Raw genomic sequence first — 13,439 nt, forward strand, 5'->3', positions numbered from 1 at the left:
AGCCTATTCCGTTCGCAATGCAGATTTTTTCCCGCTTCGGTACAAGTCCAGGCCGTGTTGCGAGAGTTCTGCAAGCCGACTTTGGAACTTGCAGACATAGGAGTTAGGTAAAAAGCTCTCTGGCGTGATGATGGTCTCCGCACGGTTGACCATGACATCCAGGGGTCCGATGCCTTGCATGCTCAGGATGCAGGACATCGTCAAAAGGTTGCCATCGTTCATCCCAATCGGGTGGGGATCTGTCAGGTCTCGGCCTTTCTGGGTTAGCGCAAGACCAGCTGGAGTAGGGACGATAAGGCCAAGCGCCAGCAAGTTCTCAATATCCTCTCGGGGCGCGGTGCCACGGCATCGCAGCATGAAGAGGGCAAAGCCACCAGGCAAGCAAAGGCGGGTATCTGCGGCAAAGGTCGCGTTAGGGTCATACATCGAATCACTCCTGTTTTGGGAGTAATGATTATCGAGCGTAGGAGGGTGTGTCGATACCTTACGGACCCCACTATGGCTGGCACCCTTCACACACAGGCGCATCGTGACCTGATCAAATCTCTGGTCGAAGCGCGCAAAGCCAAAGGCCTCTCGCAGGCACAACTGGCCGCTATATTGGGGAAGCCGCCCTCCTATGTGGCGAAGGTCGAACTCTGTGAACGCCGACTGGACGTGCTGGAGTTTTGCGCGTGGGCGAAGGAACTGTGTGATGAGCCTTTTAGCCTGCTGCAGCGGTATCTGGACTGAAGAACGGCGCTTGCCGAAGCGGGCGGTTTCAAGCAAAAGGGCCACGCGCGCCTTTCCTACACAAAAAAAAGTTTGTGTAGGAAAAACGGCTCGTACTGTGCTTCTTTGAGAATTCCCATTTGCATCCGCAGCGAATAGCACCATGGGCGGGGAGCCGTCATTCGCTGCGTCTTGAACGAACGGCGGTTCTCGCAGCAGAGAAGCAGTCCTTAGGATGTTGAGGTCCTCCCTTACGCCAGATGGAGCCTCCGTGCCCGATCTATCGTCGGGCACACGAGCCCCTAGCAACGTCCACATGGCACCAGAACGGTCGCCGATCTCTCTCCTCTCCGGGTGCCTTCATCGTCAAGCTCTCTCAGCCTTTGGCGGTATAGGCATCTGCATGATTTTCGTCGGTTGGCTGCGCGGAGCGAGCACTTGGCATTACGTTACGCCCTTGCCAGCCGCTCTGAGAGTTTCGCGACGAAAGCCAGCGTGATTCCCGGATCGACCGTGTCATATTTGAGCTGGCGGTACGCATACGCGTAAGCCGAAGCAATCACCGATTGGTCACCTCCGCCGACGTCATGCGCCCAATTCCGGCATGCCACAATCATCGGCTTAAGAGTATGGTCTTGCACGAATTCGTCCAAATTTGACCAAGCATCAAGATTGCTTAACAGCCCTTCATCCAAGCCAAGTTTTACCGAATCCGGATGAAAGACGAGACTGAGCTCAAGAGCAATGGGATCGATTGAGGTGAAGCCTGGACCAGCATCGCCAAAATCGATCAGGACCGCATTGCAATCGCTTTTCACGAGGACGTTGCCGCAGTGAAGATCGCCATGGATGCAACTCTGAGACGCTTGGATGGTCCGTTCTTCGACCTCGCGCAACTGCCCAAGATCGAATTTTGCCTCGATCGCGGCGGCTTCGTCATCGCCAATCAAGCGGCGGCGAATGTCTGCCACCGTCACCATGTCAGCGATGGCAGCCTCGGACCAACGTATCAATCCGCTTCGAACCCGTTCGACCACTGCAGGCCCGATCGAAGGATCCGCCTTCAATCGATCAAACAATGGTGCCGTGTCGTCATCGGTCAGCGTGTAGAAGATTGCTCCATGCATGCCGACACCGACATCGACTGCGCAGTAGAGTTGAGGGCAGGCACCAATGCCGAGCTTGCGCGCATGCTTTTCATAAGCTTCAATTTCGGACCGGATAACACTTGCTGAGCCAAGTTTGCCTGCACACAGGGCTTGCGGCCTGCGTCCTTTATCCATTGCGGCAACCTTGACAACCTTCGCATCAGAGAGACCACCGCTCAGCAAGCTAACATCGCAAGCTACGCCGTCAGCTAAATTCGCAAAGCTTTTGAGCATCTGGTTCTGAATCGGCATCAAGCCTAAATCTCTGCCGCGCGTGTTGATGGCTATAGAGTTCATTTTAACGAAGACTTCTGCGACGGCGCGGACCCGAAGGAGGAGGTCATCGACCTCCTCCTTCAGAAAGAAACTTACGGTTTCAATCTCTTTACTATCGCCCCAGAGTTTCACTTGGTTGCCGAACCGAGCTAGACCGCGGCTGAATTTTTCGACCTCCGCGCCGGTGAGAATAAAGATCGGCGTTCCCGGAAGCAGTTCGCGCGCCGCGTGGAAGAGCGCTTGACCGTGTTCGGGATTGGGCGAATTCACCGTGCTGTTCGGCGGGATCGAGAGGTCGAGGATGACCAAGTCGATCTGCTCGTCGCGTAGCGCTGTTTCGGCGCTCTCTCTGTCAATGACACGCAAAACGTTATCAACGCCGGGAGTTTGGCGTAGAACGGGTTCCAGATCACGGGCGAACCCGTCATGGTCTTCAACGAACAGTATTTTCATGTGCCCCAAACCATCTCAATTCAACCCGAGCGCCCCCCCCGGAGGCATTTGACGGGTAGATGTCACCTTCCATAGCCTGCATCGCCTGCTTTGCAGTCGCGAGACCGAAACCTATATGCGCTTCTTTAGTGCTTTGGCCTAAATCGACTAGCGATGATGGGTCGTGATCAAAGCCTGGACCATTGTCGATCACTGCGACCCACAATTCGTGTCCTGCTCTGCCCCAGTTAAGCGTAATCACTGCGTCTCCTTCGTTGGCTGCACTGGTTGCTTCGACAGCGTTGCGCACCAAATTCGTCAGCGCGAGCTTAAAAAGTCCGGGATCGATCTCGGCGAGGAATGGCGATTGGCCAGCAAACCGGATTGCTTCCGCGGCCTCTTCAAAGATCGCACACGCTTCGCGGCATTCCGCCGCGATGTCGGTCTCAAAATATTCCGGCTTGCCAACGGCCGTCTTGATGTTGCGTATGCCAGCTAATAGGCCCGCAAGCGAATCTACGAGGGTTTTCGTGTCGCTCGCAGGATAGTCCTTGACCTCGATTGGTGCGCGGATGCGCAGCCGTGCAACCAGTGTCGCAAGTTCATGTATGATAGTACTCGCCACTTCGTCGATCGCTTCAGCCCTGAGTTCGGCTAGTATCTTAGTGGGCGGATCTGACGGTGGTATCGCTTCCACCACTGGCGCTGCGCGGCTCAACGACCTCTCAAGCGCACGCTTGATCCAGGGCACAGTTTCCTTCTTGAGCGCCGCTCGAAGTTTACGGCGATCGCTCCCGACTGCACTCATCGCGAAGAATCTTGCCGCCTTCAGGCGCTCGTCGGCGTCCAGGGAAGTGAGCGCAGCGAGCGCTTCCTCACGCAACATTCAAAGCTCGTGCTCGCCATAGAAAGCAGCGCGGTTAGCAAAAGCCTCACGTCCACCCTCCATAACATTGGTAATCGCGTTCACCGCGTTTGGATTGGTCAGCTGCTCACAGATCTGGACGTAACCGTTGCGCCCGTCCGATGTCATCTCGACCACCAAGTCGGCACCGCCCAACACCGGAATATTGGCGTTGTGGGTCGAGATGATGAGCTGGCCATGCGCCTTGCGATTGCGGATCGCCTTGATCACAGTCGTTGCTATATAGGCGTTATCAAGATGGTCTTCGGGCTGGTCAATGATAAGCGTCCGCGACGTATGTTGCAGAACTATCGATAGGATTACTGTGCATCGCTGACCAGCAGACAAGTTCTCCACATCCTTATAATCCAAGCCGTCCAGAAGCGACATACGGACATTGTCTTCAATACTGGCCACGACTATATCGGCAGCGCCGTTTTCGCGCAAATGCCCGAGCAGCCGGGCAGCGCGATCCTGCGCAATCGACGCGATTTCGGATAGGCTGACGAAATCGTTCGAATCGATAAATCGAACCAATTCCTGAGGACTAACGCTTTGCGTTATACTAGTGACAAGGTCAGTATAGCGCATCCCGCTGCCCCGCAACGCTTCGGTTAACGCCTTGCTGTATTCGGCATATTGACCGTAGCGCTCGACTGTCACTTGAATCTGAGGCGAGAGTGCCTCGCTGAGAGATTTTGCGACAGCGACCCGACGGGAAAAGCGTTCCGCACGCACAGTATCGAGCAGCTTGATCCGCTCGTCCCTACGGGTACGTAGCAGCGTCAGCCGGTGATCTCGCTCTTCCACGATTTTACGGCGGGACATCAGCTGCGCTAATTCAGTCTGCGCCTGCGTCAGCTGACGGGAGACAGTACCAGCGCCGGCGACCGACTGTTCGACTTCCGACCGGATACTGCGCGCCTTGTTCTCGTCTGCGATCCTCGCTTTCGCCAAAGTCTCGCGATCACTCATTGCTTTAACCGCGAGAGTGTCGAAACGCTGCGCGAGCGCCCTGGCTTCGGCAACCAGTTTCACATAGGTTGGACGGACCTCGGAGAGGGGATCATCGCCGTCAAACGGATCCCATTCCTCTACGCCAAAATCATCTTCGGCAAGTCCAGAAAGCAAATCCGCCCATTTCTGTGTGGGTTCCACGAAGCGTTCGAGAACCCCCTCGCGGACCGCAGTAGCCGAGATGGTTTCTGTGACTGCGGCAAGCTGTTTTTGCTTTCCCTCCAAATCAGCAGACAACGCCTGATGCTTGACGGCTTCTTCCTTCAGCACTTTAATCTTTTCTTTGAGCGCACCAACCGCATCAAGGCCATGTGCGAGATTTGAGCGATCAGCCTCTGCGGCCGCAATCTCTTTGAAGATGGAGCGAATGCCCGCAACCGCAGATGCCTCATCAGATACAAGCTTCGCCCCTTCGCTGACAAATCCGTCTAGCAAGCGCAGCCTGCCACCTTCGCTAAGCCCCAGATTCTCAATCTCTGTCTGTGAGAAAACGAGCGGCTTCTGGTAGTAACCGCTGGCTTGTGGCAGCTCCTCGCCAGCCGCCCGCGTGACCGTAACTGTTTCCAACAGGTCACCCAGTGATATCGAAACTGCGCCGTCTGCTAGAACTGCTTCAGCATGCTCCTCTGACCGTTCGCTTGCCTCCGAAGTGTGATTGCGCGCCCCTAGGGCGAACCGAATCAGTTCGATGACTGACGTTTTGCCTGTTCCGCGAGCACCGATCAGGACATTGAGGCCATCGGAAAATTTTACGTCGAAGCCGTCGAGAAAGCCGCCCTCTATTTGTAGCCGTTCAATATCCACGCTTTTTTCCTTCCGGGTCACGGTGCGCATCGCCCCCTGCGACATGCCAGAGAACGCCGTCAATTCTTGCTTCCGAATCCTTCTTGGACTCCCGCTTTGCTAATTGTCTACCCTGACAGACGCGCCTTTGCCTCATAGAATAACGCTCGGTCCATCCCGCGATTTCGAGCTTGAGGAGGCAGTTTGGTTGAAATTTATGGAAGATGCACCGCCAAGGCTCCTCGGCATTGCCGAAAGTTTACTTCGCATACCGATCGCGCGTGCCCCTGCGACCTCCGCTCCGTCGTCTGTGGTCGGAAAGGGGCTGGGACAGGTCATGCGCCGTGCCAGACGTGAAGGTCGGCAAAGGGCCGAAATCTTAGCTAGCTTAGACACTCCCATTTTGGTAGTAGACGCTTGTGATCTAATCTCGGGGCTTTAGCCGATGACAATCTGGTACACTGCCGATACTCACTTCGGACACGAGAACATCCTCTCCCACTGTAAACGGCCCTTTAGCACGGTCACGCAGATGGACGCGGCTCTGATTGAAAATATGTGGAAGGTAGTGGGGCCAGAGGATCAAATGTGGATCCTGGGCGACTTTGCCTTCGGAGCAAAAGCCAAAGACCCAGCGTATTTAGAAAGCATCTTTCTACAACTGCCAGGCGCTGAGAAGCACCTTATCATCGGCAATCACGATCTTGGGCCAACACTTCAGTTGCCTTGGGCCTCCGTGTCGCATCTGGTCGAACTGCCCGATGGCCCGAATGGACAGGCAAACACTCTTTGCCACTACCCGATGATCACATGGAACCAAGCGCGCAAAGGGGCGCTGCAACTGTTTGGCCATGTCCACAACAATTGGAGAGGCTCGAATAACTCGGTCAATGTGGGTATGGATGTTTGGGATTTTATGCCCGTGTCTTTCAACGACATCGCGCGACGCGCCAAGACATTGCCGAAAAACAAACATTGGGACGATGTAGAGCCGAGATCGAGGTGATTGGCGAAGCATATCCGTCAAAGGAAACAGGCCGAGCGATGTGCACTCGGCCTGCTTAGTGGTCTAAAGTCGTGGAAGGCTTTCCATCCATGCGTTGATCTCGCTTAACCGCCAGCGGCTTGCGCGCGCGCTGGTTTTGATGGGTTTCGGAAACTCGTCATTTGCGATCTTCCGGTAGATTGTGGAGCGGCTCTGGCCGGTCAGTTCTTCGACTTGGTTACATCTGATAAATCTATCTTCCATGTTATTTCCCTTGGGCTATGGAAACATGGATACCAGAGGATCATTAAAACGGCGTTTACACTTTTTAACTTTTACTGCTGATCACGTATTTTTCCCAGTCCATCATGATCGGCACACGCTTCTCAAAGAAGTCCGTTCGCTTATAAGCCTTTACTACCTTGTTGGCCTCGAAGTGCCCGATGCAAGCCTCAGCGACTTCGTCAGCCGTATCGGTGGCCTCAGAAATCCAAGTGCGCAAAGCTGACCGGAACCCGTGGGGGCGCGCTGTGATCCGGAACCCTTTCATCAGCGTGATCAGGGCCATGCGGTCCAGTGCTTTGCCCTTCGAATTGGGAAACAAGAAGCCATTCCACTCATGGCATTTCGCCAATTTGATAACGGCCAGAGCTTCTGGACCCAACGGTAAACGGAAAGTTTTTGCGTGCCCCACGCGACCCTTCACGTGCTCTTCCGGCACGGTCCAAACATCACCTTCAATCTGCTCCAGTCGTAAGTGACGGATCGGATCGGTCCGCAATCCGGTCAGGATCAACAGACGCAGGGCCAGGTGATCAATCGAAATGTCGTTCAGGCTGCTATAAAACTCAGGAACGTCCTTCCAATGCATGGCAGGCATATGCTTCTGCGATTTCGGTCGGGGTCCGAGCGGTGTTTCAGCCTTCTCGATGTCACTGATGTCGACATCGAACCCATGTGCGAAGGCGTACTTATAAACCTTTCGAAGACAGTTCAAAGATTTGCGACCGGACTCAGGAGTATTCTTCCAAGCTGACTGCAGGCACTGGGCCAGATCATGCGCATCGATCTTCATGATTGGCGTTGAGCCTAGCTTCGGCAGGACATGCGTGCGCAGCGGAGAAGACCACTTGTTCGTCGGATCACCGTGTTTCAGTTCCGCTCGAAGGGAGTTATGCGTTTTCTCGACCAGCACCGCGAGCGATCCGTTTTCAACGTTAAGCAGCGCCTTTTCCCGCCGCTTCATTTTGATCGGGTTATCGCCGTTCGCGACTGCCTTCCGAGCAGCCTCTGCGCGTTCCCGCGCATCTTTCAGGCCAATCGCTGGATACCCACCAAGGCCAGTCCAATGCTCCACGCCCCAAAGTTTAAAGCGAAATTCCCATTGGCCGCGTCCTTCTCCTCTGGCATTGAAGTAAAGGCCTTGGCCGTCGCAATGTCTACCCTTGGCCAGAGTTTTCAGCTGTTGTGGCTTTAGTCTGTAGTAATGAGTCATGTATTGTTAAGCTCCCTAAATATATACATTTTTTGCTGCGATGCCCTGAGACAACGCGAGACATGACGAGAGCTTAACAGTTTGAAGTTTCTAGAAGATTTAAGACAATTGACCCTGCATGCGCCCTCATGACACATGCAGGGTACCGCTCCGGCGGGGGTATTTTTGCCAAGATGAAGGAGCCGCGCCCATGCCAGAAGTAGTGATCGAGCGACTGGGTTTGCACGGAGACGGGATCGCCGCCGGTCCGATCTATGTGCCCATGACCCTGCCGGGCGAGCGTGTGGAAGGCGAGATCGAGGGCGACGTGATGGTTGCCCCGAAGATTGTCGAGCCCAGTGACGTTCGGGTGAAGGCGCCCTGTCCGCGCTACAAGCGTTGCGGCGGCTGTTCTTTGCAGCATGCGGCAGACGGGTTTGTGGCGGACTGGAAGGTTCAAGTGGTGCGCACGGCGCTGGAGGCGCAGGGTCTGGAGGCTTCGATTTCGGGGATTGCGACCTCGCCCGCGAATGCGCGGCGGCGCGCGGTGTTTTCCGCGCGGCGGACCAAGGCGGGGGCGCAGGTTGGGTTCCATGTGCGGGGCTCGGACCAGATTGTCGAGATTGACGGCTGCACCTTGCTGGAGCCCGCTTTGCTGGATGCGCGTCCCATTGTGGCCGAGTTGGTCAAGCTGGGCGGTAGCCGCAAGGGCGAGCTGAGCGTGACGGTGACCTTGACCCGCCACGGATTGGATATGTCGGTTGCGGGGGGCAAGCCCTTGGACGGGCCGCTGCGGGCTTTGCTGGGGCCGTTTGCGGAAGAGCAGAAGCTGGCGCGTCTTGCGTGGGGCGATGAGACTGTGGCGTTGCGCTTGCCGCCCGAGCAGGAGTTTGACGGCATTGCTGTTGCCCCGCCGCCCGGGTCTTTCTTGCAGGCGACCAAGCACGGCGAAGTGGCCTTGCGGACGGCGGTATTAGAAACCGTCGGTGATGCGGCCCATGTGATGGATCTGTTCGCCGGTGCCGGCACCTTTTCCCTGCCGCTGGCGCGGAAGGCCGAGGTTTGGGCGCTGGAAGGTGTGCCCGAGATGATCAAGGCCATGGATCATGGCTGGCGTCATGCCAAAGGGTTGAAGAAACTGCGCGGAGAGGTGCGGGATTTGTTCCGCAACCCCGTGATGGCGGCCGACATGGCCAAGATGGATGCGGTGGTTCTGGACCCGCCTCGGGCCGGTGCGCAGGCGCAGGTGGCAGAGATTGCCGCGTCAAAAGTGCCTGTTCTGGCCTATGTCAGCTGCAACCCCGTAACATTCGCCCGTGATGCAGCCGTTCTGGTAAAGAGCGGATACCGGCTGGAAAACGTTTTGGTGGTTGACCAGTTCCGTTGGTCTACCCATGTGGAACTGGCGGCCGCGTTCCGGAAAGAGTGACGCGGTCAAAGAGGCATAAAAACAAGGGCAAAGGCACTATGCGCGATCATCTGATCCTCTGGCTACAAAGGCCGCTTGTGCGCAATTCGATCATCGGGGTTATCCTGTTCAATGCGGTTATTCTGGGGCTTGAGACCTCGGTCACCGTGATGGCGCAGGCGGGCGGGTTGATCAGGTTTCTGGATGCGCTGTGTCTGAGCATTTTTGTCCTTGAGATATTGCTGAAGCTTTATGCCTACGGCTGGCGTTTTTTCTGCAACGGCTGGCATATCTTTGACACGGTGATCGTGGCGGCGGCCTTGGTGCCGGGGGGGCATTCGGTCTCGGCGCTTCGGGCCCTGCGGATTTTGCGGGTGCTGCGGGTGATCTCGGTCGCGCCGCGCCTGCGACGGGTGGTCGAGGGGCTGGTCTCGGCCCTGCCGGGAATGGGCAGCGTCTTTTTCCTGATGGCGATCCTGTTCTACATCGGCTCGGTCATCGCGACGACCGTCTTTGGCGAGACCTTCCCCCAGTGGTTCGGCACCATGGGGCGCAGTGCCTATTCCCTGTTCCAGATCATGACATTGGAAAGCTGGTCGATGGGAATCGTCCGCCCCGTGATGGAGGTTTATCCCTATGCGTGGGTGTTTTTCGTCCCCTTTATCCTTTTGACCACCTTTGCGGTTGTGAACCTTTTGGTAGGCTTGATCGTGAACTCTATGCAGGACGCACATTCGCAAGAGAAACTGCAGGATACCAACAGTTATCGGGATGATGTGACTGACCGCTTGCGCCGGATCGAAGAGGCTCTGAAACGGCTGGAGCATCGCTGATCACATTTTCCCGAAGGTTCCCATTTGGGGCGCTACAACCCTGCGGTTAAATGATGTATGTGCGCCGCAAGCTTACGAATAAGGGCAACAGGCATATGCAGATTATACGGCTGGTTGTGGCAATGGCGCTGGTGGCGCTGGTTGCTGCATGTGCGGGCGGATCGAAATTCAAAACTTACAACGGCCCTGAGGTCACGCAGGTTGTGGTGAACAAGGGTGCACGCAAGATGTACCTGCTGCACAACGGACAGGTGCTGAAGGACTATAAGATCGCGCTGGGGTGGATGCCCAAGGGCGGCAAGCGGTTCCAAGGGGATGGAAAAACGCCGGAGGGGATGTACTTCATCGACCGCCGGAACCCGAACAGCAAGTTCCATCTGTCGATCGGGATCAGCTATCCCAATGCCAATGACGTGGCCTTTGCCAAAGCGTCGGGGCTAAGCCCGGGGGGGGATATCTTTATCCACGGCAATTCTCGTGGTTGGCGGCGCAAGGATTGGACGTGGGGCTGTATTGCAGTCACCGATAGCGAGATCGAAGACATCTACGCCATGGTCAAAGACGGCACGCCGATCATGATCAACCCCTGAGATGGGGAAAAGCCCGCCCTCTGGCGGGCTTTGTTTTTTGGGCTCAGGACAGTAGGCGGGCGATTCTGGCCCCGTAGGCGCGGGCGCTGGTCAGATCGCCTTCGCGGGGGCCTTGGTCAGGGCTGCTGTCAGAGGGCGACGTGGCTAGCGGCCCCAGTGATCCGCCATTCCAGTTGGTGTCCTGCGGGGTGCTGTCCATAGCGTTCGCGGGCATCTGCCCCAGACTGACCCACAGCCCGCCGTGCTGCGCTGCAAGGGTTGCCAGATAGAGCATCGTGGTGCCCTTGTCCCCGTTGGTCGAGGCCGAGTTGGTGAAGCCTCCCATCAGCTTGTCGGACCAGCTTTGGGTCATCCAGCGTTTGGACGAGGCGTCGGCGAAGCGTTTGAACTGCCACATGGGTGCGCCCATGTAGGTGGGGCTGCCAAAGATGATGGCGCCTGCGTGGTCCAGTGCCTGCCAGCCGTCTTCGGGCAGGTCTCCGTTCTCGTCGATTTGCCAGAGGCGGGCGGTATTGCCTGCGCCTGCCGCGATGGCTTGGGCCTGTTTGATGGTGTGGCCGTAGCCAGAGGTGAAAACGATCTCGATTGTGGTCATGGATGCCTCCTTCAGTTGGATATGAAGGCAAGCTAGGCAGGTTGATTTCTTTTAGTAAGTAGGTACCATTTGGTAACTAAAGGGATTTATTTGCCAAAGGCGCGATTTTTGCGGCGTTGAGGAGAGATGTGATGAAGGATGGGGTGCCGGCACACTCTGGCTGCGCGGTCGAGCAGGTCTTGCGGCTGCTGTCCGGGCGCTGGACGCTGTATATCCTGTGGCGCTTGCAGGACATGGGGCCGCAGAGGTTCAACGCGCTGGTGCGGCTGATTCCGGGTGTCTCGCCCAAGGTGCTGACAGAACGGCTGAAGGCTCTGGAAAACGCAGGGCTGGTCAGCCGCCATTATGAGCCGACCGTGCCGCCGCAAGTGACTTACAGTCTGACAGACCGAGCAGTCGAGTTACGGGCAACGCTGGATCAGATTGCGGGGGTCAGCCGATCATGGGTGGCTGAGGGCTGGCGGATGGACACCGGCTTTCCTGATCCTGCCAAAGATGGCTGACACGAAAAAGCCCGCCAGACATCCGGTCTGGCGGGCTTTTGCTTACAGAAAAGCGGTTTCTGGTGTTAGCGAACGTCGGTGTAATTGGCCGGTGCGCCAAGAACCATAGTCCACCAAATCTTGCCGTTCGATTCTTGGTGCCAGGCAAAGCCCATCTCGGTCGCTTCGCGGGACATCAGAACGGTACGGGTGACGGGATCTTCGGCCCATGCGCCCAATGTCTCAAGCTCGGTCTCGTAGGTTTCCGAGATCAGCTCGCCCACCAGATGATTCTGGTAGCCGACGCGCCGCACACGGTCGATCGGCGACGAGCCGTCAGAGCCGAAGTGCCACGGGCGGTTCTGGATCGACATATCCCGCGAATGGGTCGCTGCGGCCGCGTTCAGTTGTGCGTTCAGCGTCAGCGAGTTGCGACCGGCCGCGTAGCGCAAGGCGTTCACGGAATCGAGCACGTTGTACTCGATTCGGCCCGCATCAGACGGCGAGATCCGGTAAAGTTTCGGCAGCGGTTTGCCATCGGGCCCAAGATGCACGGGGGCAGGGGCCGGACTACAGGCAGCCAGAGCCGTACAGAAAACGATGAGCAAAGGGATAAAGCGGATCATAGACGCCCCATAGATTGTTTCATACGGCATACCCCTGTCAGAGTTGCGATTCAAACCCACACAGCGGGTATTCGCCTTCACTGACGTGTGTTTGAATTGCGACTGAGGCTTTTGCACCATAGATATATGGCCAACTATACCTAATTTCGGGTTGAGCCGGAGGTTACCAATGACAGGCCGCAAGTTATATTCTTTATCCCGCCGGGGGTTCCTTGCAAGCGGCGCGGCGCTGCTTGCAGCACCTGCAATCGCGCAGACTGCTGCGCCCGCAGGGCTTGGCACGACCGAGATGGAAAGCCGCGTCGAGAGCGGCGTGCGCCGGAATATCTCGAGCTTCCGCACGCTGGACTGGCGACCCTATTTCAGCAGCACCGCCAATGGGGCTGTGCTGGTGGATATCGACAGCCGTGCGCTGCATTTTTGGTCAGAAGACCAGAGCATATATAAACTTTACCCGACCAGCGTTCCGCTGACCGATGATCTGACCCGTCGCGGCCGTACCGAGATCGTTCAGAAGGTGGATGGCCCGACATGGTCGCCGACCCCGTCGATGAAAGAGCGCAACCCCGAATGGCCCGACTTTGTGCCTGCGGGTCCAGATAACCCTCTGGGAACCCACGCATTGTACCTGAGCTGGACCTATTACCGAATCCACGGCACCCACGACACCCGCAAAATCGGGCGCCGTTCGTCGAACGGATGCATCGGTTTATACAACCAACACATTGCGGAACTTTTCAGTCTGACCAAGGTCGGCACTCAAGTGTTGCTAATTTGACGACATCGGCACGAACTCGTTGAAAGGCCCCACAAGTTAGGTTTGCAATTGGCAAAAATTGCTGTTTAGAAAATCCTACGAGGTAAGTCTTGGGTGCCTGTCATCATCCTCAGATATGGATGACAGGCTTATACTGGAGGATACTATGAAGAAACTCGTTCTGGCAGCCGCACTGGCAACCACCGCTTCGACTGCTTTCGCTGGCTCGATGGCTGAGCCCGTAATCGAAGCACCGGTCATCGTGGAAGAAACCACCACCTCGTCGTCGTCGGCAGGTCTGGTTGTTCCCCTGATCCTGATCGCCGTTCTGGCTGCTGCTGCTTCGAACTAATCTTCGAAGTTCTATAAAATTAAAAAAGGCGGTGGGTTTCCTACCGCCTTTTTTTCTGCCTGCTGC

16 protein-coding genes are annotated in these 13,439 nt (G+C 56.5%); 8 read left to right on the plus strand and 8 right to left on the minus strand.

All coding sequences use genetic code 11. The annotated features are described in order from the left end of the window. Window positions 1-3: 3 nt before the first annotated feature. The gene (locus tag CLV74_RS06380; protein ID WP_106263397.1) at window positions 4-426 is read right to left on the minus strand and encodes a hypothetical protein; all 423 of its coding nucleotides are present in this window, start codon (window positions 424-426) and stop codon (window positions 4-6) included. A gap of 72 nt (window positions 427-498) precedes the next feature. Here CLV74_RS06380 and CLV74_RS06385 point away from each other — a divergent pair, with 72 nt between their 5' ends. After that, the gene (locus CLV74_RS06385; RefSeq protein WP_106263398.1) at window positions 499-732 is read left to right on the plus strand and encodes a helix-turn-helix domain-containing protein; all 234 of its coding nucleotides are present in this window, start codon (window positions 499-501) and stop codon (window positions 730-732) included. 428 nt (window positions 733-1,160) lie between these two features. Here CLV74_RS06385 and CLV74_RS06390 read toward each other — a convergent pair whose 3' ends face one another. From CLV74_RS06390 to CLV74_RS06400, 3 genes are read right to left on the minus strand one after another with little or no spacing between them, the layout of a single operon-like run. Next, entirely contained in the window at window positions 1,161-2,588 is a 1,428-nt protein-coding gene (locus CLV74_RS06390) for a phosphotransferase (protein ID WP_106263399.1), read from the minus strand. Beyond that, a complete protein-coding gene (locus CLV74_RS06395) occupies window positions 2,569-3,453 on the minus strand; it encodes a sensor histidine kinase (RefSeq protein WP_106263400.1) in 885 nt (294 codons plus the stop codon). The genes CLV74_RS06390 and CLV74_RS06395 overlap by 20 nt, the downstream gene beginning before the upstream one ends. Further along, window positions 3,454-5,322 carry an AAA family ATPase gene (locus tag CLV74_RS06400; protein ID WP_170107995.1) on the minus strand — a complete coding sequence of 623 codons (1,869 nt, stop codon included), beginning with the start codon at window positions 5,320-5,322 and terminating at the stop codon, window positions 3,454-3,456. A gap of 394 nt (window positions 5,323-5,716) precedes the next feature. Between CLV74_RS06400 and CLV74_RS06405 the strand changes: the two genes are divergently transcribed. Continuing rightward, the gene (locus tag CLV74_RS06405; protein ID WP_106263402.1) at window positions 5,717-6,277 is read left to right on the plus strand and encodes a metallophosphoesterase; all 561 of its coding nucleotides are present in this window, start codon (window positions 5,717-5,719) and stop codon (window positions 6,275-6,277) included. A gap of 63 nt (window positions 6,278-6,340) precedes the next feature. Here the strand turns inward: CLV74_RS06405 and CLV74_RS06410 are convergent, their stop codons facing one another. Both CLV74_RS06410 and CLV74_RS06415 read right to left on the minus strand, forming a co-directional pair. Beyond that, window positions 6,341-6,520: a helix-turn-helix transcriptional regulator gene (locus tag CLV74_RS06410; protein ID WP_106263403.1), complete on the minus strand. Its 180-nt coding sequence runs from the start codon at window positions 6,518-6,520 to the stop codon at window positions 6,341-6,343. A gap of 64 nt (window positions 6,521-6,584) precedes the next feature. Then, window positions 6,585-7,751: a tyrosine-type recombinase/integrase gene (locus CLV74_RS06415; protein ID WP_106263404.1), complete on the minus strand. Its 1,167-nt coding sequence runs from the start codon at window positions 7,749-7,751 to the stop codon at window positions 6,585-6,587. A 190-nt stretch (window positions 7,752-7,941) separates the two neighbouring features. Here CLV74_RS06415 and CLV74_RS06420 point away from each other — a divergent pair, with 190 nt between their 5' ends. The 3 genes from CLV74_RS06420 to CLV74_RS06430 all read left to right on the plus strand — a co-directional run bounded on the left by CLV74_RS06420 (window position 7,942) and on the right by CLV74_RS06430 (window position 10,561). Next, complete coding sequence (locus tag CLV74_RS06420) at window positions 7,942-9,159, plus strand: class I SAM-dependent RNA methyltransferase (protein WP_106263405.1); 1,218 nt, start codon at window positions 7,942-7,944, stop codon at window positions 9,157-9,159. A 38-nt stretch (window positions 9,160-9,197) separates the two neighbouring features. Beyond that, the gene (locus tag CLV74_RS06425) at window positions 9,198-9,971 is read left to right on the plus strand and encodes an ion transporter (protein WP_106263406.1); all 774 of its coding nucleotides are present in this window, start codon (window positions 9,198-9,200) and stop codon (window positions 9,969-9,971) included. A gap of 95 nt (window positions 9,972-10,066) precedes the next feature. Continuing rightward, complete coding sequence (locus CLV74_RS06430; RefSeq protein ID WP_106263407.1) at window positions 10,067-10,561, plus strand: L,D-transpeptidase family protein; 495 nt, start codon at window positions 10,067-10,069, stop codon at window positions 10,559-10,561. Window positions 10,562-10,604: 43 nt separating this feature from the next. On the opposite strand, the gene CLV74_RS06435 is transcribed toward CLV74_RS06430, so the two are convergent. Then, a complete protein-coding gene (locus CLV74_RS06435) occupies window positions 10,605-11,156 on the minus strand; it encodes a flavodoxin family protein (protein ID WP_106263408.1) in 552 nt (183 codons plus the stop codon). 131 nt (window positions 11,157-11,287) lie between these two features. Between CLV74_RS06435 and CLV74_RS06440 the strand changes: the two genes are divergently transcribed. Beyond that, complete coding sequence (locus tag CLV74_RS06440; RefSeq protein WP_106263409.1) at window positions 11,288-11,659, plus strand: winged helix-turn-helix transcriptional regulator; 372 nt, start codon at window positions 11,288-11,290, stop codon at window positions 11,657-11,659. A 65-nt stretch (window positions 11,660-11,724) separates the two neighbouring features. Here the strand turns inward: CLV74_RS06440 and dalA are convergent, their stop codons facing one another. Next, window positions 11,725-12,264 (minus strand): divisome-associated lipoprotein DalA, encoded by a 540-nt coding sequence (dalA, locus tag CLV74_RS06445; protein ID WP_106263410.1) that lies wholly within the window; start codon window positions 12,262-12,264, stop codon window positions 11,725-11,727. Window positions 12,265-12,433: 169 nt separating this feature from the next. On the opposite strand from dalA, the gene CLV74_RS06450 reads away from it, so the two are divergent. Both CLV74_RS06450 and CLV74_RS06455 read left to right on the plus strand, forming a co-directional pair. Then, complete coding sequence (locus CLV74_RS06450; RefSeq protein WP_106263411.1) at window positions 12,434-13,042, plus strand: L,D-transpeptidase; 609 nt, start codon at window positions 12,434-12,436, stop codon at window positions 13,040-13,042. A gap of 145 nt (window positions 13,043-13,187) precedes the next feature. Continuing rightward, window positions 13,188-13,373, plus strand: a complete 186-nt coding sequence (locus CLV74_RS06455) for a hypothetical protein (protein ID WP_106263412.1) — start codon at window positions 13,188-13,190, stop codon at window positions 13,371-13,373. Window positions 13,374-13,439 lie beyond the last annotated feature (66 nt).

The sequence above is a fragment of the Donghicola tyrosinivorans genome, from assembly GCF_003003355.1.
Lineage (GTDB): Bacteria > Pseudomonadota > Alphaproteobacteria > Rhodobacterales > Rhodobacteraceae > Donghicola > Donghicola tyrosinivorans.

What these genes read in the sequence shown, in the direction of transcription:
- CLV74_RS06385 (WP_106263398.1), top strand. Translation starts at nt 499, where the DNA reads ATGGCTGGCACCCTTCACACACAGGCGCATCGTGACCTGATCAAATCT.
- CLV74_RS06425 (WP_106263406.1), top strand. Translation starts at nt 9,198, where the DNA reads ATGCGCGATCATCTGATCCTCTGGCTACAAAGGCCGCTTGTGCGCAAT.
- CLV74_RS06435 (WP_106263408.1), bottom strand. Translation starts at nt 11,156, where the DNA reads ATGACCACAATCGAGATCGTTTTCACCTCTGGCTACGGCCACACCATC.
- CLV74_RS06390 (WP_106263399.1), bottom strand. Translation starts at nt 2,588, where the DNA reads ATGAAAATACTGTTCGTTGAAGACCATGACGGGTTCGCCCGTGATCTG.
- CLV74_RS06440 (WP_106263409.1), top strand. Translation starts at nt 11,288, where the DNA reads ATGAAGGATGGGGTGCCGGCACACTCTGGCTGCGCGGTCGAGCAGGTC.
- CLV74_RS06410 (WP_106263403.1), bottom strand. Translation starts at nt 6,520, where the DNA reads ATGGAAGATAGATTTATCAGATGTAACCAAGTCGAAGAACTGACCGGC.
- CLV74_RS06420 (WP_106263405.1), top strand. Translation starts at nt 7,942, where the DNA reads ATGCCAGAAGTAGTGATCGAGCGACTGGGTTTGCACGGAGACGGGATC.
- CLV74_RS06380 (WP_106263397.1), bottom strand. Translation starts at nt 426, where the DNA reads ATGTATGACCCTAACGCGACCTTTGCCGCAGATACCCGCCTTTGCTTG.
- CLV74_RS06400 (WP_170107995.1), bottom strand. Translation starts at nt 5,322, where the DNA reads ATGCGCACCGTGACCCGGAAGGAAAAAAGCGTGGATATTGAACGGCTA.
- CLV74_RS06405 (WP_106263402.1), top strand. Translation starts at nt 5,717, where the DNA reads ATGACAATCTGGTACACTGCCGATACTCACTTCGGACACGAGAACATC.
- CLV74_RS06430 (WP_106263407.1), top strand. Translation starts at nt 10,067, where the DNA reads ATGCAGATTATACGGCTGGTTGTGGCAATGGCGCTGGTGGCGCTGGTT.
- CLV74_RS06395 (WP_106263400.1), bottom strand. Translation starts at nt 3,453, where the DNA reads ATGTTGCGTGAGGAAGCGCTCGCTGCGCTCACTTCCCTGGACGCCGAC.
- CLV74_RS06415 (WP_106263404.1), bottom strand. Translation starts at nt 7,751, where the DNA reads ATGACTCATTACTACAGACTAAAGCCACAACAGCTGAAAACTCTGGCC.
- dalA (WP_106263410.1), bottom strand. Translation starts at nt 12,264, where the DNA reads ATGATCCGCTTTATCCCTTTGCTCATCGTTTTCTGTACGGCTCTGGCT.
- CLV74_RS06450 (WP_106263411.1), top strand. Translation starts at nt 12,434, where the DNA reads ATGACAGGCCGCAAGTTATATTCTTTATCCCGCCGGGGGTTCCTTGCA.
- CLV74_RS06455 (WP_106263412.1), top strand. Translation starts at nt 13,188, where the DNA reads ATGAAGAAACTCGTTCTGGCAGCCGCACTGGCAACCACCGCTTCGACT.